The organism is Methanocella conradii HZ254 (genome assembly GCF_000251105.1).
GTDB lineage: Archaea > Halobacteriota > Methanocellia > Methanocellales > Methanocellaceae > Methanocella > Methanocella conradii.
The window spans coordinates 1,744,697-1,768,565 of the sequence record NC_017034.1 but is presented as its reverse complement, the minus strand read 5'-3'; the positions used below and the strand labels follow the sequence as shown (position 1 = coordinate 1,768,565).

General features: G+C 52.5%; 26 protein-coding genes. 14 read left to right on the top strand and 12 right to left on the bottom strand.

The genetic code is table 11. From position 1 onward, the window contains the following. Nucleotides 1-38: 38 nt before the first annotated feature. Nucleotides 39-1,721, bottom strand: coding sequence for an ABC transporter substrate-binding protein (locus MTC_RS09195; RefSeq protein WP_014406416.1), 1,683 nt, complete (start codon nucleotides 1,719-1,721; stop codon nucleotides 39-41). Nucleotides 1,722-1,981: 260 nt separating this feature from the next. Here MTC_RS09195 and thrC point away from each other — a divergent pair, with 260 nt between their 5' ends. Beyond that, nucleotides 1,982-3,208, top strand: coding sequence for a threonine synthase (gene thrC / locus MTC_RS09190; protein ID WP_014406415.1), 1,227 nt, complete (start codon nucleotides 1,982-1,984; stop codon nucleotides 3,206-3,208). A gap of 6 nt (nucleotides 3,209-3,214) precedes the next feature. Here thrC and MTC_RS09185 read toward each other — a convergent pair whose 3' ends face one another. Together MTC_RS09185 and MTC_RS09180 are read right to left on the bottom strand one after the other, a co-directional pair. After that, complete coding sequence (locus MTC_RS09185) at nucleotides 3,215-4,261, bottom strand: transglutaminase-like domain-containing protein (protein ID WP_158308513.1); 1,047 nt, start codon at nucleotides 4,259-4,261, stop codon at nucleotides 3,215-3,217. 532 nt (nucleotides 4,262-4,793) lie between these two features. Continuing rightward, nucleotides 4,794-5,138: a class I SAM-dependent methyltransferase gene (locus tag MTC_RS09180; protein ID WP_014406414.1), complete on the bottom strand. Its 345-nt coding sequence runs from the start codon at nucleotides 5,136-5,138 to the stop codon at nucleotides 4,794-4,796. Nucleotides 5,139-5,350: 212 nt separating this feature from the next. Here MTC_RS09180 and MTC_RS09175 point away from each other — a divergent pair, with 212 nt between their 5' ends. From MTC_RS09175 to MTC_RS09160, 4 genes are read left to right on the top strand one after another with little or no spacing between them, the layout of a single operon-like run. After that, nucleotides 5,351-6,067, top strand: coding sequence for a DUF4198 domain-containing protein (locus MTC_RS09175; RefSeq protein ID WP_014406413.1), 717 nt, complete (start codon nucleotides 5,351-5,353; stop codon nucleotides 6,065-6,067). Between the two features lie 18 nt (nucleotides 6,068-6,085). After that, on the top strand, nucleotides 6,086-6,877 hold the full coding sequence (locus MTC_RS09170; protein ID WP_014406412.1) for an ATP-binding protein: 792 nt from the start codon (nucleotides 6,086-6,088) through the stop codon (nucleotides 6,875-6,877). 23 nt (nucleotides 6,878-6,900) lie between these two features. Continuing rightward, on the top strand, nucleotides 6,901-7,107 hold the full coding sequence (locus MTC_RS09165; RefSeq protein WP_014406411.1) for a hypothetical protein: 207 nt from the start codon (nucleotides 6,901-6,903) through the stop codon (nucleotides 7,105-7,107). Between the two features lie 13 nt (nucleotides 7,108-7,120). After that, the gene (locus MTC_RS09160; protein ID WP_014406410.1) at nucleotides 7,121-7,315 is read left to right on the top strand and encodes a CooT family nickel-binding protein; all 195 of its coding nucleotides are present in this window, start codon (nucleotides 7,121-7,123) and stop codon (nucleotides 7,313-7,315) included. A gap of 30 nt (nucleotides 7,316-7,345) precedes the next feature. On the opposite strand, the gene MTC_RS09155 is transcribed toward MTC_RS09160, so the two are convergent. The 9 genes from MTC_RS09155 to MTC_RS09115 form a co-directional block, all read right to left on the bottom strand. Then, a complete protein-coding gene (locus MTC_RS09155; RefSeq protein WP_014406409.1) occupies nucleotides 7,346-9,103 on the bottom strand; it encodes an ABC transporter ATP-binding protein in 1,758 nt (585 codons plus the stop codon). Nucleotides 9,104-9,105: 2 nt separating this feature from the next. Then, entirely contained in the window at nucleotides 9,106-9,990 is an 885-nt protein-coding gene (locus MTC_RS09150) for an ABC transporter permease (protein WP_014406408.1), read from the bottom strand. Between the two features lie 2 nt (nucleotides 9,991-9,992). Next, entirely contained in the window at nucleotides 9,993-10,988 is a 996-nt protein-coding gene (locus tag MTC_RS09145) for an ABC transporter permease (RefSeq protein ID WP_014406407.1), read from the bottom strand. Beyond that, nucleotides 10,985-11,830: a class I SAM-dependent methyltransferase gene (locus tag MTC_RS09140; RefSeq protein WP_014406406.1), complete on the bottom strand. Its 846-nt coding sequence runs from the start codon at nucleotides 11,828-11,830 to the stop codon at nucleotides 10,985-10,987. The genes MTC_RS09145 and MTC_RS09140 overlap by 4 nt, the downstream gene beginning before the upstream one ends. A gap of 4 nt (nucleotides 11,831-11,834) precedes the next feature. Next, nucleotides 11,835-13,517 carry an ABC transporter substrate-binding protein gene (locus MTC_RS09135; protein ID WP_014406405.1) on the bottom strand — a complete coding sequence of 561 codons (1,683 nt, stop codon included), beginning with the start codon at nucleotides 13,515-13,517 and terminating at the stop codon, nucleotides 11,835-11,837. A 167-nt stretch (nucleotides 13,518-13,684) separates the two neighbouring features. Beyond that, nucleotides 13,685-14,833, bottom strand: a complete 1,149-nt coding sequence (locus MTC_RS09130; protein WP_014406404.1) for an energy-coupling factor ABC transporter ATP-binding protein — start codon at nucleotides 14,831-14,833, stop codon at nucleotides 13,685-13,687. Between the two features lie 14 nt (nucleotides 14,834-14,847). Further along, nucleotides 14,848-15,615 carry a cobalt ECF transporter T component CbiQ gene (gene cbiQ / locus MTC_RS09125; protein WP_048189281.1) on the bottom strand — a complete coding sequence of 256 codons (768 nt, stop codon included), beginning with the start codon at nucleotides 15,613-15,615 and terminating at the stop codon, nucleotides 14,848-14,850. 9 nt (nucleotides 15,616-15,624) lie between these two features. Continuing rightward, nucleotides 15,625-15,912, bottom strand: coding sequence for an energy-coupling factor ABC transporter substrate-binding protein (locus MTC_RS09120; protein ID WP_014406403.1), 288 nt, complete (start codon nucleotides 15,910-15,912; stop codon nucleotides 15,625-15,627). Continuing rightward, the gene (locus tag MTC_RS09115; protein WP_014406402.1) at nucleotides 15,909-16,601 is read right to left on the bottom strand and encodes an energy-coupling factor ABC transporter permease; all 693 of its coding nucleotides are present in this window, start codon (nucleotides 16,599-16,601) and stop codon (nucleotides 15,909-15,911) included. Before MTC_RS09115 ends, MTC_RS09120 begins: the two co-directional genes overlap by 4 nt. Nucleotides 16,602-16,780: 179 nt before the next feature. Here MTC_RS09115 and cbiT point away from each other — a divergent pair, with 179 nt between their 5' ends. The 9 genes from cbiT to MTC_RS09070 are packed head-to-tail and all read left to right on the top strand — an operon-like array spanning nucleotide 16,781 to nucleotide 23,761. Then, complete coding sequence (gene cbiT / locus MTC_RS09110) at nucleotides 16,781-17,302, top strand: precorrin-6Y C5,15-methyltransferase (decarboxylating) subunit CbiT (protein WP_014406401.1); 522 nt, start codon at nucleotides 16,781-16,783, stop codon at nucleotides 17,300-17,302. Next, the gene (locus tag MTC_RS09105) at nucleotides 17,302-17,904 is read left to right on the top strand and encodes a cobalt-factor II C(20)-methyltransferase (protein WP_014406400.1); all 603 of its coding nucleotides are present in this window, start codon (nucleotides 17,302-17,304) and stop codon (nucleotides 17,902-17,904) included. The genes cbiT and MTC_RS09105 overlap by 1 nt, the downstream gene beginning before the upstream one ends. Nucleotide 17,905: 1 nt before the next feature. Next, entirely contained in the window at nucleotides 17,906-18,613 is a 708-nt protein-coding gene (gene cobM, locus MTC_RS09100) for a precorrin-4 C(11)-methyltransferase (RefSeq protein WP_014406399.1), read from the top strand. Continuing rightward, on the top strand, nucleotides 18,583-19,482 hold the full coding sequence (cbiG, locus tag MTC_RS09095; protein ID WP_014406398.1) for a cobalt-precorrin 5A hydrolase: 900 nt from the start codon (nucleotides 18,583-18,585) through the stop codon (nucleotides 19,480-19,482). Before cobM ends, cbiG begins: the two co-directional genes overlap by 31 nt. Continuing rightward, nucleotides 19,451-20,242, top strand: a complete 792-nt coding sequence (gene cobJ / locus MTC_RS09090; protein WP_014406397.1) for a precorrin-3B C(17)-methyltransferase — start codon at nucleotides 19,451-19,453, stop codon at nucleotides 20,240-20,242. Before cbiG ends, cobJ begins: the two co-directional genes overlap by 32 nt. Continuing rightward, nucleotides 20,190-20,873, top strand: a complete 684-nt coding sequence (locus tag MTC_RS09085) for a precorrin-8X methylmutase (RefSeq protein WP_014406396.1) — start codon at nucleotides 20,190-20,192, stop codon at nucleotides 20,871-20,873. Before cobJ ends, MTC_RS09085 begins: the two co-directional genes overlap by 53 nt. Then, nucleotides 20,845-21,852, top strand: a complete 1,008-nt coding sequence (locus tag MTC_RS09080) for a cobalt-precorrin-5B (C(1))-methyltransferase (protein ID WP_014406395.1) — start codon at nucleotides 20,845-20,847, stop codon at nucleotides 21,850-21,852. Before MTC_RS09085 ends, MTC_RS09080 begins: the two co-directional genes overlap by 29 nt. Then, the gene (locus MTC_RS09075) at nucleotides 21,849-22,439 is read left to right on the top strand and encodes a cobalt-precorrin-7 (C(5))-methyltransferase (protein WP_014406394.1); all 591 of its coding nucleotides are present in this window, start codon (nucleotides 21,849-21,851) and stop codon (nucleotides 22,437-22,439) included. Before MTC_RS09080 ends, MTC_RS09075 begins: the two co-directional genes overlap by 4 nt. Then, a complete protein-coding gene (locus tag MTC_RS09070) occupies nucleotides 22,436-23,761 on the top strand; it encodes a cobyrinate a,c-diamide synthase (RefSeq protein ID WP_014406393.1) in 1,326 nt (441 codons plus the stop codon). Before MTC_RS09075 ends, MTC_RS09070 begins: the two co-directional genes overlap by 4 nt. Nucleotides 23,762-23,869 lie beyond the last annotated feature (108 nt).

The window sequence follows — 23,869 nt, the reverse complement described above, 5'->3', positions numbered from 1 at the left end:
CGTATTAATTTGCATACGGCCACTATATATAGTTTTAGTTATTCCTTGTACATCGGATACCAGTAGAATCCGCTCAGCATGACGTTCCACTGATAGCCTTTAAGGTCCTTGTTCATGACGTACATGGAAGCCGGCTGGAGATACACTATGTACGGGTTGTCATTCAATAAGCCCATCTGTATCTCATAGCAGATCCTGTTCCTCTCATCCTGGGTCTTAGCGAGGAAGTATTCATCGTAGAGCTTATCGATGGTCTCGTTCTTGTAGCCTACCTGCTTGGCGAAGAACATGTCAGAAACTGCGAACGGCCCCAGGAAGTTATCTGCCGTTGGGAAGTCCGCCTGCCACCCCAACCAGAATATATCAAGGTCACCTTTCTTTTGCTTATCTAGAAATGTTGCCCATTTAAGTGGCTGTGTTTCAACCTTTATGGGGAGGCCATACTTATTTATCGTATCTGCCAGCATGACAGCCCCTGCCGCACGCCCAGCGTTATCTTCATTATAGGCTATTGTTACGGTGAGCGGATTGCTTGCGGTATACCCTTTCTCATCCAGGACTTCCTTCATGAGCTGCTTTGCGTGCTCCGGGTTATACTGTGACGTGGGTATGCTTTCATTATATCCTCCCAGGCCCTTGGGCACTACGCCGTGCGGTAACGCGCCATAGCCATAGGCTACCTCATTCCTATAGGTCTGATAGTCGAAGGACTCGACGAAAGCCTGCCTCATCCTCGTGTCATTAAACGGCCACCTAGCCATGTTCAAGCCTATGAAGCTTATCATCAGGGTGTCATTCTGGATGTCAATTACGACTTTGGACGAGTTATTGAATACTGGCAGATTCCTTATATTCTCCTGTGAGAAGTCGCACTCGCCTCTCTCGAAGGCCAGCCGCCTGGAGTTCACATCGGGTACATTCCTGACAACGACGCGCTCGGCCTTGGCCGGTGCTCTCCAGTAGTCATTATTTCTCTCGAAGACCAGCTTATCCTCATGAGCCCATGATACGAACTTGAACGGGCCGGTGCCACACATGTGTTCCTTATAGTAGGTGTCAGAATAATTGTTGGGAGTGTATGGCATGTTTGTCATCTCGGCCGTCGGGCTGACTATCGCAGTTGCAGGGAACGCGAGGATGTGGTACCAATCGGGGTACGACCTGCTCAACGTAAACTGTACCGTTGTCTCATTAATGACCTTTACCGCCTCATTAGCGAGGTATGCCTGTACATCGGCCTCAGTACCGTTTGATGCCATCCACTCGTCGCCACCCTTAAGCAGCGACGTTATGCCGGCCCCTACCCACGGGCCGTTTGGATTATTCATGAGCACGCCGCGGTCAAAGGTATACTTGACTGCAGAAGCGTTAAACTTAGTACCATCATGGAACTTAACGTTATCCCTGAGATAGAAAGTCCAAACAGTATAGTTATCATTCGATTCCCATCCTGTAGCCAGTAACCCTACCGGCTTGGTGACATCTTTACCTTCATACCAGACAAGCGTTTCGTAAACGTTCTGCGTTAAGCTATAGCATGCAGTGTCATATTCCAGGCCCGGGTCCAATGATGGTGGGTCTGCACCTGTCATTTCCACAAGCGTAAACGGCTTAGTAGTTGGAGTCGGGGTCACGGTAGTCGGTGAAGCACAGCCTGATAAAATCATCACGGCCGCGATAACGAGTACCACGAGCCCGATAATCCCAGATCTCTTATCCATATTTTCACCTCAAATATATAACTAAGATTGTTGGTATGCCCCATTTTTGGCGACCAACAGCTTAACCTAGATATCGAATTCTTCTTATTTATTAGTATCGGGGGCTATTACAAAAAAGGGAGTTGCTTACGCTTTTTAATCAAAATGCATAAAAGTCTATATGTGTCCTTGATTGCTTATGGATATACATGGTTGTGGTAAGCAAAAGTTTTAAAAGCCTTAGCAATGTTCTATACGGCGTGTAGCAGGAGAATCGTTGAATGTATCATCTGGAGTGCATAAAGTGCGGCGCTAAGTATGGTCCCGATAAGGTCATCTATACATGTAGTAAGTGTGGTGGTTTACTGGATGTGGTTTATGATTATTCTGAGATCAGGCTGTCCAGGGAGGATTTGAAGGGGCCTTTATCCGTCTGGAAGTATAAGGCTTTGCTGCCTGTGAGCAGGGAGCCTGTGACGCTAAAGGAGGGCGGCACTCCAATATACCACTTGAGGAGCATTGGAAAGGAGGTGGGCCTGAGGGAGGCGTATGCGAAGCACGAGGGCATGAACCCTTCGGGCTCTTTTAAGGATAGGGGCATGACCGTGGGCGTTACGAAGGCGCTCGAGCTCGGGATGAAGAGCGTCGCGTGCGCTTCTACTGGCAATACTTCGGCTTCCCTGGCTGTCTATGGCGCACGTGCAGGGATTCCAGTAATAGTATTGTTGCCCTCTGGTAAAGTGGCGCTTGGCAAGGTTGCCCAGGCGTTGATGCATGGCGCTAAGGTGATAAGCATCAAGGGCAATTTTGACGATGCGCTGCGCCTTGTGAGGGAGTTGTGCGTCGAGAACGGCATCTACCTTTTGAATTCAATTAACCCGTATAGGCTGGAAGGCCAGAAGACAATAGGCTTTGAGATCGTGGACTACTTCGGATGGGAGGTGCCGGACCGGATAATATTGCCGGTCGGCAATGCCGGTAACATTACGGCTATTTTTAAGGGCCTGAGCGAGATGAAGAGGCTGGGCATAATCGACCGTGTGCCGAAGATGACTGGCATCCAGGCGGAGGGGAGCGCGCCCATCGCTAAGGCGATAAAGTCCGGGGCGGCCAGCATAGCTGTTGAGGAGCACCCCGAGACGGTTGCCACGGCGATAAGGATAGGGGACCCAGTGAATGCCGTCAAGGCCTTGAATGCTATCCGTGCGTCTGGCGGCACCGCGGAGACCGTGACTGATGAAGAAATCCTGGCAGCCCAGAAGATGCTCGCCACGAAAGAGGGCATAGGAGTTGAGCCCGCATCCGCGGCCTCGGTCGCGGGACTTATCAAGCTCCGCAGGATGGGCGTTATCGAAAAAGACGAGCACGTCGTCTGCGTTGTTACTGGCCACCTGCTAAAAGACCCCGAAACTGTCATCAAGAATTGCGATAAGCCCATAGAGGTAGAGGCAACCAAAGAGGCCATTGAAAAGGCATTGGGCATGAAGCCATCTATTGCCAGTTATTAGGATGAGCTAGCCGAGGTAATAGTATTGCCTGGTGACCGGGTCTATAGCTATGCGCTCCCCGGTCTGGCTCTTTTGGGCAAGCCCTGGGTACCCGTATTTTCCCGCCGTCGTGTCCAGCACAACGCAAGTCTGGTTATTTATAGTGTAAAAGGTCATGTTCATATCCTTAAAGATGCCGTCCGTTCTGTAATAATTATATTTTTTAATGCTAACTTTAACTATGGCGTCATTATTGCCATCGTTTTCGATTACGAGGCCGCCGTTTGTGCTCATGCCCTCACATGAGTCCCTGAGGCTGACCACGTTCTTAGCATCCGTCCCAGGGTAGAAGTTGAATGGCTGGCCCTTACATATGGCCTCATAATCCTGCTTGGAGGGCACGACGTATACGGTGATGGGGGAAGATGACTCAATCTCATAGCGCCAGTCCATGGAAATGATAGGATCGCTGAGCTTCGAGCCATTGCCGCCATAATACCATACATAGCCGCCCTTAATGGCCGCCTGCGTATTATCCTCCCTTAAGGTGAACAATTTCCCATCCTCAGCTTTCATGGCGCTGCCGCCCTCTCTAGCATTATAATCCGCCGCCACCTGGCTAAGGAGGGATTGCTCGGCGTATCTCCTCAGCTTTCCCTCATCCACGCCGCTGGCCAGACAGTACGCATGGTTATCCGTGAGCACAAGATAAGTCCTGATGCCCAGATTTTCCAGGAGTGAGCACGTCAATATGCTTAAATCCTCGCAATCGCCGCCGCCTATGGCGATGGTCTCGTATGGCGGCTGTATGTACTCCCGGCTCCGTGGGTCGCTATAATATGAATAATGCTCGACTATGTAACGATATATTGCGTTGACCTGGTAATCCTTGTCTCCTGTGGGGCCTCCTTTTACGATCGACGCCGCCATGGCCCTGAGGGTGGCGTTCTCCACGTCTATCGGCTTTATATAAGGCTCCGCCCTTCTCAGCACTGGGTCGCTATTCTCGGTAAAAAAATCCTGTACCTGTTTTATATAATCTGTGCATCCTGATAGTAAGATGACCGCCGTCAAAATAATTATAAAGCATACTGCCTGTAAGCCAGTTGATTTTACCATGCGAGTCCTGAGCATTATTGAGCAGCCCTCTACATATAACTTATTTTAGAGTGACAAAAGATAATGCCGTTCTAATTATTGTGTTGAATGATTTGGAGGCTATCCCGTGTTTTGTAGTTGGAACGCGGAGAACGCAAAGATTTTTATTACGTTAATAGAAAAGTATATTAATAAGTAATACACTTGTATATGATTGTAATACCATTGGGGTGAATTGAGGGCGCAAGATGCGGGGAACCGAATCCTCCTCCAGAGACATAGATAGACCAGGTAACGACTCAAATAACGCACAGCCTCCTTTTGAATAAAAGGCATCTTGCGCTCTTAGCACTTTTTTGCTAATTATAAAGGAAAAATCATTCGATATGTTTAATCGTACCTTCTTCCAGATATGCAATCCGATCGCATACGGCTTTCAGGACTTCGATGTCATGCGATATAAACAAGTAGGAGACGCCCGTCTCATCCTGGATCTTTTGCATGAGCCTCAGGAATCGACTGGCAGGCTTTCGGCGTCGCCTTTCCCATAGCGGATTTCCATGCCACGTGCTGCGGCCTTTGACCTGGCCTTCTCGAGCATCTTATCGGAAAGGTCGATGCCCGTTACCTTGAACCCCATCTCCGCGAGCAGAAGGCTTATTTCGCCTGTGCCGCAGCCTACGTCAATTATCTCTACAGCACCTGCGGGTATGGCCTTTTTGAAGACGCTCTTCCATGCTTCGTGCTCCTCATCGCTTTTAATCCCGTGGCCCGCATGGTCATCGTAGGTCTGGGACGATTCATCCCACTTGCGGGCTATGGCTTCTTTTACCTGAGCATCCGGTAATGGCATAAAAGCTAAATAGCTATCCAAATATTAAAATTTTTCGTTTTTGTAGCAAATAGTCTAAAATGTGATAGCTATTATAAGCAAAAATATTACATATTGATAAATTATTAATACTTTGAGGCTATAATAATAGTTTCATGTGTTACCCTCCGCCGGGCAACACGTGGGCAAGGCATCGAATGGCTAAGATGGCGCTACATAAGAAGGTGAAATGAATGGACAGGATGGTCTTGATGGTCAGAGGCCACGAGATTTGGCTCGAGGCCTCGAAGGTGAAAGGCAAAAACGTTGAGCTTGAGCTATTCTACGGCCATAACATGGCAGTTGACGGGTGTCCAGACCCTAAAAACATCACTCCGACAATATACGACCCGGCCAAAAAGAAGTTCGCCCTGAAGATAACCCCTAAGAAGGACTCCCACTCCCTCAAGTTCAAGGCGGACAAGGATGGGTACTATACGGCGGTCGCGGACATGTCTCCTGAAACTTATTCGAATACGAAGAAGGAGGGCTTCAAGGCGGGGCCGAAAAGCATGTACAAGGACGTCGTGTATGCGGGCGCATGGCACCAGATGGCCAAAACCATATTTAGCGTGGGCTCGAACGGAAAGTACGTGGCAGAGCCAGTGCATGGCATACTGGACATAGTGCCAAAGGATGCCAGGGCGAAGGTCGGAAAGGAACTGGAGCTTACCGTATACTATGAGGGCAAAAAGCTTCCGGGAGTCGAAGTGAAGGCGGTATCCAAGAAGGAAGGCAAAGAAATGGCCATAGTAGTGACCGATAATGAGGGCGTGGCTAAGGTCCCGATCAAGGCCGAAGGCCCCTGGATGTTCCTCGCAAGGCACAGGGACCCTTCGAAAGGCGTGCCCGACCAGTACGATGAAGCGGTGTTCGTCACGACGCTAACGCTAGAAGCCTCTAAGAATTAGGAAAGGAGCGCCTATAAGATGAAAAAGATAATAACGACGGGGAAAGGCGGCGTGGGGAAGACTACCCTCGTCGCAACCCTTGCCAGGCTTCTCGTAAACGATGGCTATCGAGTGCTCGTCATCGACACCGACCCGAGCATGAACCTGGCCATGTCTCTGGGAGTGCCTTACTCGATGCTCACGACGTTGGCCGATAATAAGGCTGCCATCAGGGACAGGCTAGGGGTGAGCGGAAATGAAGACGATAGGCAAGGCCACGCCCACGAGGTCGATGACGATAGCCTGGAGGACGTCATATCCACTTATACCGTCCTGACGGGTGATAAAATAAGGGTAATGGTGATGGGCACGATACCGTATGGCGGCGCGGGGTGTATATGCTCCTCCATCGCCCTGGTAAAGCTCATCATCGAGAGGCTGGAGAAAAGGATGCCCTACCTCGATTTCATCATCGTGGACTCGCAGGCCGGGCCTGAGGTGCTGGGGCGGGGTCTCGCCGCCGACTACGACTACAACCTGGTCGTGACCGAGGCCACCCCGAAGTCGCTGGAAGTGGCCAGGCACGTGATGAAGCTGGCCAGGGACATTGGCGTGAAAAAGCAGCTTGTCATCGTGAACAAGGTCGAGGACGGCGCTGACATTAAGGCGACCCTAAAGGAAATGAGCCAGGATTTTAAAGACATCTATCCAGTCTGCTATGACAGGATGGTCGTCGAGGCGGATAAGCAGAGCAGGCTTATCATGGACTTCTACCCCGACTCGCCCGCGATATGCGACATCAGGCTGATCAAAGAGGCCATTGAGAGGTGAGGTGTCGAGAACGGCCGTGTCTTATGTGTGAGCTTGCAGTTTTTATAAACGAGAACGGCACCAGCAGGAGGGTTGCCAGGAGCATAGTGCGGGCGGAGGCTGGTGGGGGATGTACGTCCCTTCTAGGCTCCGGTGGCACGGTCATAAAAATCGAGGGAGCCATTATAGTGAGGCTGGATGTCATTGAAAACGAGCTGATGCTTGAGATGCTCAATAAGTCAAAGCCATAGGGAGAATTTAGTTATGTGCGAGTTTACGGTTTTTCTTGAAAATGATGGAAGCAGGGAGAAGATAGCTAAGAACGTTGTGAAGGCAAAGCTTAAAGAAGGTGTCGTAACACTCATGGATGTGGGCGGAAATCTGACAAAAGTCGAGAAGGCCAGCATATTGACGGTCGATACGCTCATGCAGGAACTGATCCTAAAAAAGGAGACATGAGTGAAATATAATAAAATAAAAATTATATTTTTATCGAATCTCGCTTATGTCCTGTCGTCCCCATTTGTTGCCGCCAGAGCAGCACAGCCCTATCCTCGATCCGACGAGCCTCTTCGTATATTCCTCATGGGGGCTAAGCATCACGTCGTGGGCGTTACCTGTCTCTACGATCTTTCCAGCGTTCATTACCGCTATCCGGTCGGCGATCTTCAGGGTCAGCGTCAGGTCATGCGAAATATAAATCATCGCGAAGCCTCGCCTGTTCTGCAGTCCCTTGAGAAGGCGCAGCACGTTAGCGGCCGTGGAGACATCCAGGGCAGACGTTATTTCGTCGGCGATCAGGAGCTTTGGCCTCATGATAAGGGCTCGTGCCAGAGCCACTCGCTGCCGCTGCCCGCCGCTCAGTTCTCCACAATATCTATTAAGGAAATCTTCCGTCGACGGAAGCCTGACGAGGGAAAGGACATCTTTCACCATACTGATCCTTTCCTCTGGAGTGCCAATATCGTTAATGTCCAGAGGCTCTTTAATGGCGTCCAGCACGGTGAACCTGCTGCTAGTAGAATTAAACGGGTCCTGAAACACGATTTGTATGTCTCCAAACCTGGAGCCGTTCCCATTCTTGTTCCCGTTCACCTTTACGCCATTGAAAAATATCTCCCCGCTTAATGGTTCTATAACTCCCGCCAAAATGTGCGCAAGCGTCGACTTGCCGGATCCACTTTGCCCGACAATGGCGAGAACCTCTCCCTCCTTGACATTCAGGTCTACGTTATCGACAGCTTTTATCTTTTTGCCGTCAGGCAAGTAATAATTGAACACGAGACTTGTGGCATTTAAAAGGGTGGCGATACCGCCCCTGTGACACGCGACTTCCCTGCCACCATGGTCTTTCAGCTCAGGCGGCGCCTTCAAGCATATATCGATGGGCTGCGTGCATCTTGGATAGAAAGGGCATCCATCATGCCCACCGGATGACGACTCTCCGGGTATTCCCCACATGTCCTTGTATATAAAAATGTCCGGCGTTGAATTGATGAGCCCTCTCGTATAAGGGTGCCGCGGAGAGCTGACCACATCTCTGGTGAGGCCTTTTTCCACGACCTTACCCGAATAGAGCACCATCAGCCTTGCCGCCATCGATGAGACGAACGTGATGTCATGCGATATCACTATCATGCCATACCCATACTTCTCATGGAGTTTCAGCAGCAGGTCCCTGATTTCCTTTCTGGTAAAAGCGTCCAGGGCAGACGTGACCTCGTCCAGGATGAGAAGCTCCGGCTCACAAGACAGCGCCATGGCTATTAGCACTCTTTGCCTCATGCCCCCGGATAGCTGGTGCGGGTATGCGTCCATCCATGAAGGGTCGAGGCCAACCATGCTGAAAAGCCCCGCACAGCGCATCCCTGCATCTTTCTTGCTCAGCCCCAGGTGGTTTATCATCGGCTCACATACCTGATAACCAACCTTCATGACAGGGTTCAGCACCTCGAGGCCGTTCTGGAAAACCATGGCCATCCCTTTCCACCTTATACGATCCTTTTCATGTTCTGGCATCGAGGCCATGTCCATTCCATGAAATAGCACTTTACCCGACGTTTTCGTATTATTCGGCAACAGACCCATGATACCCAGCGCTATGGTGGTCTTACCGCTGCCTGATTCGCCTACTATGCCGAGCGCATCTCCTTTCTCGAGCTCGAAGCTCACCCCGTCAACCGCTTTGATTGAGCTTTTTTCAGATATGTATTCACATCTGAGGCCTTTTACTTCTAGCAGAGGCATCATTAATCACCCTTCTTTCTTAGTTTAGGGTCAACCACTCGCTCCAGGTCTCTTCCAATAAAGGCGAGACACAAAAGCAAGAATATTAGAGCGACCAAAGGAGGTATGAGCCACCATTGCCAGTACGGGGTGAAGTATATCGACCTGAAATGGGTGGCATAATACAGCATCATGCCCCAGCTCTTTGAAGTAGGGTCGCCCAGTCCCAGGAAGGCGAGGCCGGACTCTGCGACTATAGCGTAAGAGGATAAGTTTACAATGCTGACGAAGATGAGGGGCAATACTTCGGGTAATAAATGCCTCCTTATGATGTATAGCGGGCCTGCCCCGTATAGCCTTGCCGAGACGACGTATTTTTGCTTTTTCATCGCCAGGGTCTGAGACCTCGCAATCCTGGCCGGCTTTGCCCATGAAAAAAGGACGAGGACGAGTATGACGTTTACAATGCTCGGGCCGAGAAATGCCGCTATCACTATCAATAGCGGAAAGCTGGGCAAAGCTAGAGTAATATCGATAGCCCTTAAAAGTAGAGCATCCCATATGCCTCCCACATAGCCGGCCAGTATGCCCAGCGTTCCTCCACCCAGGCCTGCTATCAAGGCCACTGCCAGCCCTATCACCAGGCTCATCCTCGCGCCATAGCAGAGCTGCGACCATATGTCCATTCCTAGCTCGTCTGTGCCCAGGATATGGGATGGTCCGGGTGGCTCTAAGGATTTTCCCGATATTTCGGATGGCCCATAAAAAGTGATGAATGGAGCCAGGGCTGCCATCAGGACAATAATGATGATGCCCGCCACGCCAGCCTTGCCCGGTATCGTAAATCCATTAATGATATCAATAGCCGACTTAATAGGACCGGATGCTACACTTTTGCTTAGCATCATCTTTATGCCTCCGTGGATGCAGTTCTAGGGTCGAGACGCCTGTAGAAAACATCGACGAGGTAGTTCGCCGTCAATATGCTAACGGCCATGACAAGCATGATCCCCTGTATGAGCGGATAGTCCCTGGCTATAACAGCGTTCCTGAGAAGCATGCCTATGCCCGGGTAGTTAAAAACGTTCTCGACCAGCACCGCTCCGCCTACAAGCATGCCGAGCTGGAAGCCGACCCTCGTGACCACGGGCAAAAGCGCGTTCCGGAGAGCGTGCCTGTACCACACTAGCCTCTCCCCTATGCCCTTAGCTCTTGCGGTCCTGATATAGTCCTTGGTCATTACGGTAACAAGGGTGTTTCTGGTCAGGAGATATACGCCCGTAAGCTGGGTCAGTGCCAGGGTAATCATGGGCAAAAATGCGTGGTAAGCGACGTCCCAAACCCTATCTAGCAGGCCCGTATAATGAGCAAAAGGCGTGATAGCACCGGCAATTGGGAATAGCTTTAAATAAGCGGCGAAAACGAGCAATAAGATAAGCCCCAGCAAAAACGATGGAATCTCGGCAAAGCTTATCAAGCCTATGATCATGAGCTTGTCCGTAACGCCTTCTCTTCTTTTCGCCGAGAATATCCCGAGCGAGATGCCGGCAGCCGTGCTTAGTATCGTGGCGCCCAGGACGATTAGCACAGTCCAGGGCAAATGCAGCCATATAGCATCGATAACCGAAATTTTATAATAAATGCTCATCCCGAGATTTCCCGTAAATGTCGAGGTTACATAATTAATGAATTGCTCGTGGATCGGCCTGTCAAGCCCATAATAGCTTATGTAGTATAGCCTCTGTTCATCCGTTAGTATTGATACAACCTCATTCTCCGTATCGGCTGACCTGAGCAAAAACGGGTCTCCCGGCATCATCCTAGGGAGGAAAAAGTTCAATACAAGTATTATAGAAAGGGTGATGGCATATTGTAGTATGACACTCATTCCGTCTTTACTTTTCATCTGCTATTTTTCTCCCAGACCATCATTCCTGTGACGGCTAACGTCTCCGAATGGTAGATTCCGTCCTTCGACCGTTCCTGGAAGTATGCCCGTATGCGGCTCTTCATCTTCTCATCGATGTCTTTCGTGCTGCTGAAGAACCCCGCGACCTCGTCGACCATGCTATCGACGGTCTCATCGCTCGACCATAGCTCCTGCTTAATCCTTAGCGTAGGCCGGTATCCCATGGTATAGAGGTACATGAATGGGAGGTAAAGCCCGTGTGAGGCCTCCCTGTAGTCTTCGTTGAAAAGCATGCGGTAGAGCTCATAGTATGCTTTATCCCATTTCCTGCTTACCCATCCGCTATAGTAGCATACGCCCTTCGAGGCTTCAAGCATCATGTCGAAAGTCTCCGGGCCGTTTATGGCGGGCGTCATGGAAGCTATGACGAGGTCGAACTTTCCTTTAAATCCCAGGGCATCTAGGTCGAGGTCCTTCCATGAGCTATGGATCGTTTTTATGGATGATACTTTTTCTTCTGCCGCATTTTTTTCCAGCCTTTTGAGCATCTCGGCGGATATGTCTATAGCGGTGACTCTTGCGCCCATATGGGCGAGAGGGATGGCAAAGGTGCCCGGCCCGGCGCCGATGTCCAGCACCTCCGCGCCTTCCAGCTCAAGGCCGGCATTCATGATAAACTCCAGCGCCGCCCTCAGCTTACCATCCCTCCTATCGCTTGAGGCGTTCTCAGCGTATTTCTCCGCTTTTCTGTCCCAGAAAGATGCGCTCCTCGGCCCCCTGCCGGCGGCCGGGGTCGCCTGTCTCCAAAACTCTTTCCACAGCTTTGCGCTCTCCTCCATGCTATCACGCCCACGTTATCTCAGTGCGGTCAAGGTACGAGAGCTTGCTATGCGTCACCTCGTGGTGGTCAAACATGTTCATCCAGCCATCATATACGCTGGGACGGTATGCCTCATAGCTGGCCGTATAGTATAATGGTATGCTTGGAACGTCTTCCGCCAGCACTTCCTGTAATTCGTAGATTATCTGCTTACGCTTCTCGCCATTCGTCTCTTTAAGCTGAGCAAGCGCAAGCCTATCAACAGTATCGTTCTGGTATCCAATTAATGGCCTGCTATGGCTGGCTCCCTGTATGCCGAACTTAGTGCCGCAGAACTTCGTCCTCAGGTAGTCAGCATCGCCTCCCCATCCGCCATAGCCGTTTATGGCTATCTCGAAGTCGCCCTGGGCGAGCTTAGTGTCACGGGCCTTGCTTTCTAAGGCCTGGACTTTGACCTCTATGCCAGCCTCTTTCAGGCGCTCCTTCACAAGCTCAGCTATCCTCGTGGTCGTAGCGTCGCTCGACACCGTCATCGTAAACGATAGCTTCTTGCCATCCTTCTCCAGGATTCCATCGCCATCCGAGTCCTTCCAGCCCGCGTCGGCGAGCAACTGTTTCGCTTTTTCGGTGTCATGCTTGTACTGCTTGACATTAGAGTTATACCAGATGTGATCCTGTGGGAGGATGCCCAAGCTGCCAGGCTTACCCGCGCCCCTTCCCACCTTTTCGACAAGCTCCTCCCTGTCGATCGCATAAGCGAACGCTTGTCTCACCGCCTTCTCTTTAAGGGCCGGCGACTTATTCATGTTAAACGATAACTCATAGCCCCATATGGCAGGCTGCTGGAACACTTTAACGCTCGAATCGCCCTTAATCCGGTCTATAACGTCAGCGGAAACCCCTGTGAAGTCCACTGCGTTCTGCTCGAACGCCACGACCTCGTCGCTCACCGGCACGAACTCAAGAATCTTTACGCGCACGGTCGGCCCCCAAAAGTTCTCATTGGCGACGAACTTGTACGTGCCGTGCTCCTTGCTGTACTCGGCAAGCTTATACGGCCCCGTGCCGATGACCGCCTCAGGAGCACTAAACTTATTCGGGTCCGTCACGTTCCTCCAGATATGTTCAGGGATTATCTTTAGGGAATAAAGCTGATATATGAACGGCGCTATTGGCTGAGAAAGCCTCATCTTAATCGTATAGTTATTAATGACCTCGACATTGCTTAATGAGGATAAGTCGGCGCCGGAAACTGGCGGGTATTTATTATAGTAGTCTATCGAAAACTTAACGTCGTTAGCCGTGAAATCCTGGCCATCCTGCCATTTTACGTTCTTTCTCAGGTAGAACGTGTACTCCGTGCCATCATCGCTAATGTCCCACTTTTCCGCAAGCCATGGTATGATGCCCTTATCATCTTTTTCTACAAGGGCGTCGAAGATGAGGTTCATCTTGAATATCCCCGGCCCTCTAGGGTACACCTGGAATGGTGTCGGGTATCCATAGTCCCCGCCTGCCAGGCGTATCGTATCGACTATCCTCGGAGACGAGAACTGGCTTCCAGTACTAGTATTCCCCGACTGGCCGCCCGTGCTGGATTGCGACACGCACCCCGAAAAAATCAAAGCCATGCATAGGCAGGCCGCTGAAAATCCAATCACGACGCTTTTCTTTACGAATGATTTTTTATCAGATTTTCTATGCATTATAACTCCCCTGTGAAAATATAATTAAAGGCTACAGGCATAATATATCGTATTACTAAATAAATCTATCTTAACACTTTATGGGTTAGCTATTCATATTTATATGATTATTTAGTCGAATAAAAAATATTAGCATATATGAGATGTGAGAATTAAAAAAATTATTATTAGTATCCATTCCCTATAACTATGGCCTTTATCTTGCAGTTCCACCGCCTGTCAAACTGCTCGACCTTCGATTTTACCAGCCCGGCCAGCGAAGGCTCGGTGATAAGCAGGTAGTCCTCCCCCATGCTCGTTTTTATTAAGCCGTGCTCTATGGAGCTAAAATAGTGGTGGATGTCCAGGCCAAGCTCTCGAGATACCCGTTTTGCGTATGAGCCGTAGGCTCCCCGGTTATGCTTCCTGAATTTTTGTAATGTCCCTGCGTCTAAATTGCCGTGGCTCAGGCATGCGATGTAAAAGGTCCCGGCCTCCTTCGTCGTTTCTTTTTTGAAAAAGGACTGGCAGCATTCCGGCACCGTGCGAGGGCGCGGACATTCCGGGTGGCCTGTGCGCAGGTGCCTTTGCAGGTTAAGGCTGTAGAGGATGGGCCGGGTGAGACGGGCCTTATGCAAAAGCTCCTCTCCCTCAAAAAGCCCGTCTACGGTGCCGCTGAACAATACGCTCCCCTCTGACATTAGGATGACATCGTCAGCCCATTCATAGGCGAGGTCCACGTCGTGCGTGCTTATCACGAGCGTCTTGCCCTTATAGTTGAGCTCCTCCGTAAGCTCCAGGATTTCGCGCACCATCTGCGCGTCCAGCCCTGCAGTTGGCTCATCCATCAGTAGCACTCTGGGGTCCATTGCCAGCGCTCCGGCAATGGCCACCCTTTTTCTCTGCCCGAAAGAGAGCTGCTGTGCGGGCCGGCTCCGAAATCCAGCCATATCGACTATATCCAGCGCCGCCTCGACTCTCTCCTCCACGTCAGCCCTTGGCAATCCCAGGTTGAGCGGGCCAAAGGCCACATCCTCCTCCACGGTAGAAGCGAAAATCTGGTCATCAGGATTTTGAAAAACGAGGCCCACTTTTTGCCTTAAAGAGGCCAGGCTCTTATTATCATACCTCAAAGGCTCCCCTTCATAGAGGACGATGCCTTTTCCCGGCCTTAGCACGCCATTCATGTGCAGGAAAAGGGTACTTTTACCCGAGCCGTTCGGCCCCAGTATGACGGTCTTTTTTCCCTCGGATATCCCGAGGGTTACTCCCTTGAGAGCGGGCTCGCCGTTTTCATATGAGTAGGCCAGGCCTCTAGTCTCAATGATAAAAGGCATGCTTATACCCCGGGTTAAGCATTCCCTACCAGGTAGACGCCAGCGAGGGCTACGATAGAAATAATCCCCCACGCAGGAGTCATCTCAGCCGGCTTCTGAAATAGTGGAAAGCGGCCTCCAAAGTTACGGCTCTGCAGGGCATACTGTGACCTTTCCGCAAGCTCTAGAGAGCGTATGAACATGTTCGCTGCCACCATCCCCATCGTCCTCATCGAGTTCCGCCAGCCGGAAAATCCCATGCGGCATCCGGCCGCGTTAAGCATTTGCCACGACTGCTCAAGCATCATGAACGAGTAGCGGTATATTAGTATGGCGGCCTCGGCGATATGGTCCGGAAGCCCCACGCTCTTCAGTGAATTGAATATGTGGGGTATGGGCGTCGAAGCTGCGAAGAACAGCATGACGAACAGGCCCGCAAAGGTCCGCAAAAACACGAGGGCGGCGAGGCTAAGCCCTTCTCTGGTCACATCTATCGTGGCGCCCGCCACAGCTATCCCGAGTATCGGCTGCCCCGCCTGGGTCAGGGCGATGATAAAGACGCCTGCCATGTTAAAGGCCATAACGGCTCCTATCAAAAAAACAATGAAGGATGGTATTTTTCCTCCTGTAGAGTATAAAAAAAGAAAAAGACCGGCTCCCAGCACCAACAATGGCCCACAAGGGCTTTTGGAGGATAACGAGCCAATTAGCAGGCATATGCTTAATAGCAGCTTGCCCAGCGGAGGCCAGTGCAGCGCCCGGCTTTGATAAGCCAGGGAGTCGATCCCTGCGAAATGTCCCATACATGATCTCTAATTAGAGCTGCCTCTTACGTATCCTACAAAGTAGCCTATTATTACTGCCCCGATTGCCGCCTGTAGCGCGAACAGCATCGCTTCTGTCTCGGCAGGAGGCTCCCATAGCGAGCTAAACCATGGCTGATAGCCCGGCGATAGCGACTCTATGACCTCGCCAGCGCTATCATCCGCCCCGCCAAACCCGGCACCAGGGTTCAGGACAAAGGGCAGGGCGAACAATAGGACCAGGGCAGCCACGCCTGCCAGGTATATTAAAAGCTTGTTTTTCGTCACGCTGCTCACTGTGCTGCCCCCTGCGATTCTGGCGTAGCCATGCCGGCCTTTTCCTTAAGGATGGAGGCGACCATCCTCGGGCGGCTCGATGCCAAAAAGTCGAAGAATATGGCGATGAGAATGCCTTCCCCTATGGCCAGCGGTACCTGCGTGATGGCGAACACCGTGGCGAAAGCGGCGAACGACGATAGGATGTTAGCCCCCGGGTAGGCAAGGGCAAGCTGTATAGATGTAACAACATACGTCGCCCAGTCTGCGAGCACGGCGGCGACAAATATGCTCGGCGTCATGCCCGCTTTAGCCTTTCTCATTCCCTTGAAGGCGAGCCATCCCACGAATGGCCCTGCTATTCCCATCGAGAATACGTTAGCGCCCAGAGTAGTAAGCCCTCCGTGCGCCAGGAGCACGGCCTGGAAGACTAGCACTATTGTCGCCATTACCGAAGTAATTGAGGGGCCGAACAGCACAGATGAAAGGCCGGTGCCTGTCGGGTGAGACGACGACCCGGTTACGGATGGCAGCTTTAGCGATGATAGCACGAATATGAAAGCGCCCGCTACAGCCAGAATCATCTTCTGCTCGGGATGCTCCCTGAAGAGCTTTCTCATCTCTATTATGCCATATAAGACAAATGGCATAGAGAGAGCGAACCATATGATTACCCAGATTAGGGGCAAGAACCCTTCCATGATGTGCATGATGAGCCTCACTAAAATTTACTTGTTTTAAGGTAAATTATTTTGTTTTAAATTGTACATGATAATGGCATATTAAGCTTTCGGTTGTTTCAGCCGTTTAGCAACCGCTAGCTTTATGTGGGAGCTCGAGATAAGTAAAAATAACTTTATTTAAGACAAGTAAAATTTAAAGTGATGGTATGAGGCTTAAGGGAGGCCCGACTCAGGACGAGATAATGGCCATTTCGCTATATAAGTTAGGCCTGAGGCATGGCGACGCATTCGCGGACATCGGCTGCGGGACGGGGAAAGTCGCCGTTTACGCCTCGAGGACGGCTGAGATGGTCTATGCGGTAGATAGGCGAAAGGAGGCGATAGAGCACGCAAGGCAAAACGCCATAGAAGCCGGAGCGTCCAACGTGCGCTTTTTCGAGGGCGATTCCCTCGATTTTTTATGGGGAATAGAACGCCTGGACTGCGCCTTTGTGGGCGGCACGAAGAGGCTGGAAGAGACCCTGGAAGCCCTCTCGATGAAGGTGAGCGGGAATATAGTGGTTAATGCGGTCAGGGTGGAGGCGCTCAACGAGGCCATTTTGACCATGAAACGGCTGGGGATATTCAAAGAGGCATTGCACGTGCAGGTTTCGAGGTCATATGATATAGGCGGCGGTACGATGTTTAGGCCTATCGATCCCGTGTATATAATCGTAGGGGGTAAATAATGCTGGTCGGGCTGGGCCTTGGGCCGGGCGACCCGGAGCTATTGACGCTTAGGGCTGTCAGGCTTTTAAAGAGCGCCGACAGGGTATTCGTGCCGGGAAAGCTCGCTTACGACCTCGTGGCCCCCTATGCGAAAGCAGAAATCCTAGACTTCCCGATGACGAGAGACGAGTCCATCATAAAAGAGCGTATGCGTGAAAATGCGCTTAAAATCGCGCCAACGGCGAAGAGAGGATTGGCGGTTTTAGGCATACTCGGCGACCCCAATTTTTTCTCCACCTTTTCGAGGCTATGCGAAGTGATGAAAGAGATGTACCCTGATGTTGAGAGCAGGACCGAGCCGGGCATCAGCGCTATAACCGCCTTCGCCTCGGCAGCGGGCGTGTCCATATCGGAAGGCTTTACCGTGGCCGATGGAAGGGAGCCGAAGTCCATGATACTGCTAAAGGTACGCAGGCCTGCCGAGGCGGTGGAAAGGCTAAAGCGGGAAGGCTACACCGGGTTCACGCTGGTCGAGAGGATGTACATGAACGGCGAGAGGGTCTATACCAGGGATTTCCCTGAGACGGGCGACTATTTTAGCGTACTGTATGCGAGGCGATGATATGAAAGTCTATTTTGTGGGGGCAGGCCCTGGCGACCCAGGCCTTATCACAGTGAGGGGGCTGGAGCTCATTAAGAGGGCTGACGTGCTCATCTATGCTGGCTCGCTGGTCAGCCCTGCGCTCGTCGAGGCTTCACCCGCTGGCATGAAGCTGGATAGCCATGGCATGAGGCTTGAAGGCATTGTAGAGGCGATGATATCAGGGGCGAGGGAAGGCAAGCTTGTGGTGAGGCTCCACAGCGGTGACCCATCGCTATACGGCGCCATCGTCGAGCAGATTGAGGAGCTTAAGAGGGCGGGCGTGGAGGCCGAGATTGTGCCCGGCGTGTCTTCCATGTTCGCGGCTGCAGCGGCCCTGCAGACGCAGCTAGCGCTCAAGGGCGTATCCGAGACGGTTATAGTGACGAGGCCCGCCGGCGCAACGCTTGAAAAGGACGATATAGCGGCCCTGTCAGCTCATGGCGCGACCATGGTGATATTTCTGGGCGCGGAAAAGGTTGATGACGTGATGAGGAGGGTCGAGTATCCCGCCGATACGCCTGCTGCGGTCATCTATCACGCCTCGTGGCCCGACCAGAAGGTCATACGGGGCACAGTATCGGACATAGCGGATAAGGTGAAAAAAGAGAGGATCGATAGGACAGCCCTGATAATCATCGGCGGCGTCGTCGAGGGAAAATGCGGGGGGAGGTCGGCGCTATACTCATGACGGGCACCGCGGTCATCTCGCTGGGGCGTTTCATCGATAATGCCCGTAAGGTTGCCGATTTTTTAGGCGCCGACCTGCTCCTTTATGATAAGGGCGCCTTCGCGAGCGCTTTTAGGCGCTACCGAAGCATCGTGGCGGTTATGTCAGCGGGCATCGCCGTTCGCGGCATAGCCCCGCTGCTTTCCGATAAGTGGGCTGACCCCGCCGTCGTGGCAATAAGCCCCGATCTTAGGTTTGCCATCCCTCTTGTCGGGGGGCATCATGGGGCCAACCAGCTGGCGAAAAAGCTTGAGAAGCTGGGCATGATGGCGGCGGTAAGCACGGCCACAGAGGCGATGGGCAAGGAGGCAGTAGAGCTTATCGCTGAAAGGACCGGCACAGAGGTGTTGAACAGGCGCTCCACCAGACAGGTTAACGCTGCTATGCTCAACTCTGACGTCCCCCTCTATATGGTGGAGGGGCCGGGAATCGTCGTAGCAGGGCCCGGCGTCTCTATCCTTCTTAAAAAAGGCGAATACGTAGCGGGCATCGGATGCAGGAAGGGCACGAGAAAGGAAGATATCTTGGACGCCATTGCCAGATGCCTGCCGGATGCGGGCATCGCCTTGAGCGAGGTCATGGCCTTCGCCACGACTGACAGGAAGAGGCATGAGAAAGGGCTTATCGATGCCATACATTCATTGGGCGCTAACCTCGTCTTTCTGGACGACGAGACGATAAACGCCCAGCCCGTAGAAAAGCCTTCGAAGGCCATAATGCTGGGCTTGCGTGGGGTTGCCGAGCCGTGCGCCCTCGCCATATCAAGACGTAAGGAGATTATCATGGAGAAAAAAGCGTATGGAAATGTCACAATTGCCATCGCCCGATAAAAAGGGACGGCTATACATAGTAGGGATAGGCCCCGGAAGCGTCGAGCAGCTAACCGGGGCTGCCCTTAAAGCGATTAAGGCCTCTGAATATGTGATAGGGAGCGGCACGTATCTAGACATGATTGCATCACTACTGGATGGCAAGAGAGTTATCAGGAGCGGCATGGGCCGCGAGGTTGAGAGGGCCCGTGAGTCGCTTGAGCTTTCACGGGAATCAACCGTAGCCGTGGTGAGCGGCGGCGACCCGGGCATATATGGAATGGCGGGCATCGTCCTGGAGGTGGCCGAGAAGATGGGGATAGCCGTTAATATAGAGGTCATACCGGGCGTAACTGCGGCCAGCGCTTCAGCGGCGTTGCTTGGCTCCCCTCTTTCAGGCGACTACGTGTCGGTCAGCCTTTCAGACCTTCTCACGCCGTGGGATGTTATAAGAAAGCGACTATGCCTGGCTTTCTCCATGGGCGTGCCCGTCGTACTATATAACCCCAGGAGTAGGGGCAGGCCGGGCCGCTTCAGGGAGGCGATGGAGCTTGCGCTTAAGGCCAGGCCTCCTGACACGCCCGTGGGCATAGTAAGGAACGCTTATCGCGAGGGGGAGCAGGTCATCGTGACCACCCTTGAAAAGGTAGCGGTAAGCCATGATGACGTGGACATGCACACGACTGTCATAGTGGGCGGGGAAGAGTCGAGGATATGGAGGACGGGATATGGGGAGAGAATCGTCACACCAAGAGGATATCACAGGAAATATGATTATTGAGCCTGGCGCCAGGACCAGGGAATCGCTTGAGATAGCCCGTAAAAGCCGTGCCATTGCCAGGAAGGCTATAGGGGACTCTTGCGTAGAAGACCGGATAAGGCAGAGGTGCTCCATAGCAGTAGGGGATTTCGCTATGGCAGGACTGCTCAGGTTTGTAAACGGCCCTGTGGAGGCGGGGCTGGAAGCATTAAAGGCCTGCGCCCCGATTTATACGGATATACGCATGGTACAGGCTGGCATCATCAGCGCCCATCATAGTAAAGTGTATTGTGCCCTGGACTTCGGGCTCGACATGGCGGTCGGCAAGGGCATAACCAGGACGTCGGCGGGCTTTTTGTCATTGGGCAAAAGGCTGGAAGGCTCTATCGTGGTCATCGGTAATGCGCCATCGGCGCTATTGTCGGTCTGCGATATGGTGAGGCATGGGATAAGGCCGGGGCTTATCATCGGCGTGCCCGTGGGCTTCGTGAATGCCGCAGACTCCAAGGCGCTTCTTCGTACCCTTGACGTCCCATCCATTTCTACCGAGGGGACGAGGGGAGGCACGCCCGTGGCGGTCGCAGCGCTAAATGAGATAATAATCATGTACGGTGAGGCTTGCCATGATAAGGGACCCTGTGACAGGCTTTGAATACCCTGAGGCATGGGTAGATGCATGTAAGTCGCCCGACTCTCTGGAGTGCGTGAGGAAAGGGCTTTGCGTCCTCACGTCTTCCGGGCTTGTGCTGAGAAGGGGATACTCTACTGGCGCGACTGCGGCGGCCGCGTGCAAGGCATCCGTGCTATCCTTAAGGAAAGCCGTGGATTACGTTGAAGTAAAAATACCATGTGGCCTGACGATTACTATGGCAGTCACGGCAAAGGATGGAAGGGCATCAGTCTACAAATATGCGGGGGACTATAAGGATGACGCCACTGCGGGCATAGAGATAGTGGCGCAGGCCATGCCAGAAGGCAATGGCGTCTGCATTGAGGCAGGGGAGGGCATCGGCAGGTTTACAAGGGATATGCCAGGATACCCTGCAGGAAGCCCTGCAATAAGTAAGGCCGCCCTGGAATACATCATGAGCTCGGCGCGTGAAGCGCTTGATGAGGTGGGCCTGGAGGGGATCAGGATTGGGCTATCTATTCCTCGCGGGGCGGAGATCGCCAAGAAAACGCTAAACTCGCGCCTGGGCATAATGGGCGGCATATCCATCCTCGGCTCCACGGGCCTTGTCGAGCCGTGGGACGACCACGTGGGGGAGTCTATCATCGATAGGGTGAGCAGGCATGACAAAGTCGTCATAACGACGGGGAGGACGGGGCTGAGGTACTCGCGTCTGCTCTTTCCAGACTACGAGGCAATACTCGTAGGAACAAGGCTCGGGCAGGCTTTAGAGCGTGCGAGGGGCACGGCCATAGTCTGTGGCCTGCCAGCCCTTATCCTAAAGTTCATAGACCCATCCGTGCCCGAGCGGTATGGATATCCCACGGTGGCAGAGATGGCCGCCTCAGGCGAGTTCCCGCACATTGTCCGCCACTGCCTGCAGTCGTTTAAGAAGAAGAAGCCAGGCGTCAGGGTCGTTCTCGTAGACAGAGATGGAAAAGTGGTGGGAGATAGCGGATGATCGTCGTAGGGGTTGGCTGCGGCCCGGGGATGCTCACCGTGGAGGCGATCCGCGAAATTGGCAAGGCGCGGCGCGTCTATGGCTCGAGAAGGTCAATTGAGCTGGCCAGGGAGTATATACCGCCTGGCTGTGAGGTCGTAGAGGTTATGGACTATTCCAGGCTGGGTGAACTCCCTGATGACGCAGTGGTGCTATCCACCGGCGATCCCATGCTGACAGGGCTGGGGCGTTATGGCAGCAGGGTTGTGCCCGGGATATCTTCCATGCAGGTGGCCTTTGCGCGCCTTCGCCTTCCGCTCGATAAAGCATCCATAGTAGACGCGCACGGCAGACCCCGCGAAATGGCAATTTCAGAAACGATTGGCGAGCTAGAGAGGGGAAAAATAGTTTTTATAGTTGCCGATCCAGCGTTTGACGTTAAAGGCCTTGCCAGGAGAATGAGGCAACGTGGGCTGGATTGCACGATAGCGGTGTGCGAGGAGCTGGGATATGAAAGCGAGCGTATCGAGGCTGGCACGGCTACTTCTCCTCCTGAGGCGAAATCAAGGCTGTTTTCGGTTGTAGTATGGCGAGAGGCGGGCAGATGATAATACCGCGCATAGTGATAGCAGGGACTCATAGCGGGTGCGGCAAGACCACTATAGCGACCGGCCTGATGGGGGCTTTAGCGGCCAGAGGATACGCCGTGCAGCCATTCAAGGTCGGCCCGGACTTTATAGACCCGACTCACCACGCGGCGATTTGTGGCCGCCCCTCGAGGAACCTCGACCCCTTCATGATGGGCGAGGAAGGCGTGCTCAATACCTTTAAAAAAGCGTGCGCAGGAGCCGAAGTAGCGGTCGTCGAGGGCGTCATGGGCATGTACGATGGGCTTGAAGGCGCCGATACGTGCAGCACCGCACACGTCGCCAGAATACTATCGGCGCCGGTATTGCTCGTGGTGGACGTGAAGGGCATGTCGAGGAGCGCCAACGCCATGCTCAAAGGCTACGCCTCGTTCGACCCGTCCATAAGGATAGAGGGCGCCATATTCAACAGGCTGGGCAGCCAAAACCATAAAAAAATGATTGAGGCTTCGCTTAGCGTGAGAGCGCTGGGATGGATACCAAAAAGAGACGACCTCGAGGTTAAGAGCAGGCACCTTGGCCTGAGGATGGCGGGCGAGCTCAAGGATAGGGTGCGGCTCGGCGACGTCATAAGTAAATACGTAGACGTCGATGCTATCATGAATGTCGCAAAGGCGGCCGGCCCGCTGCCCGGCCCGGCCAGGGATGCCACGCCTTCTAATAGCGTCCATAAAGTAGCCATAGGAGTGGCCAGGGACGCGGCTTTTTGCTTTTACTATCAGGATAACCTCGATCTCCTTTCTTCAGTCGCCCAGCTAATATACTTTAGCCCGATGGATGATAAGCTCCCCGACGTTGACGCCCTCTACTTTGGCGGGGGCTACCCTGAGCTTTATGCAAAAGAGCTGGAAGCGTCCAGGTGTAGAGAAAAATTGAAAAAGGCGATAGATGATGGGATGCCCGTGTACGCCGAATGTGGCGGCCTCATGTACCTCTGCCAGAGCCTGGCGTATGATAAAGACTATCGAATGGCAGGCGTCCTTCCGGCAAGGGCAGAGATGACCGGCCGGATTCAAGCGCTGGGATACGTTAAGGCGGAGTCCATGAATGGCAGCATATTTCCAGAGGGCATGGCCATGTATGGCCACGAGTTCCATTACTCCAGGGTGACGTGCGGCCACGATGCCAGGTTTGCGTTTAGGCTTTTGCGCGGTAAAGGCATTAAGTGTGGCCGTGACGGGCTTTTTGAGCACAATGCCATAGGCACGTACACTCACGCCTATTTTACCCGAGAATTCGTTGCTTCTCTAATTAGCGCTGCAGAATTGTATAACAAGTCTTGAATCTCAAATCATTCATATATTTTTATAACATTAAGTAATCGTAATTATTTGTTATGTAAGATATGGTAATACAAAAGATATAAAAAGTTATACGCTATATTACAAGCG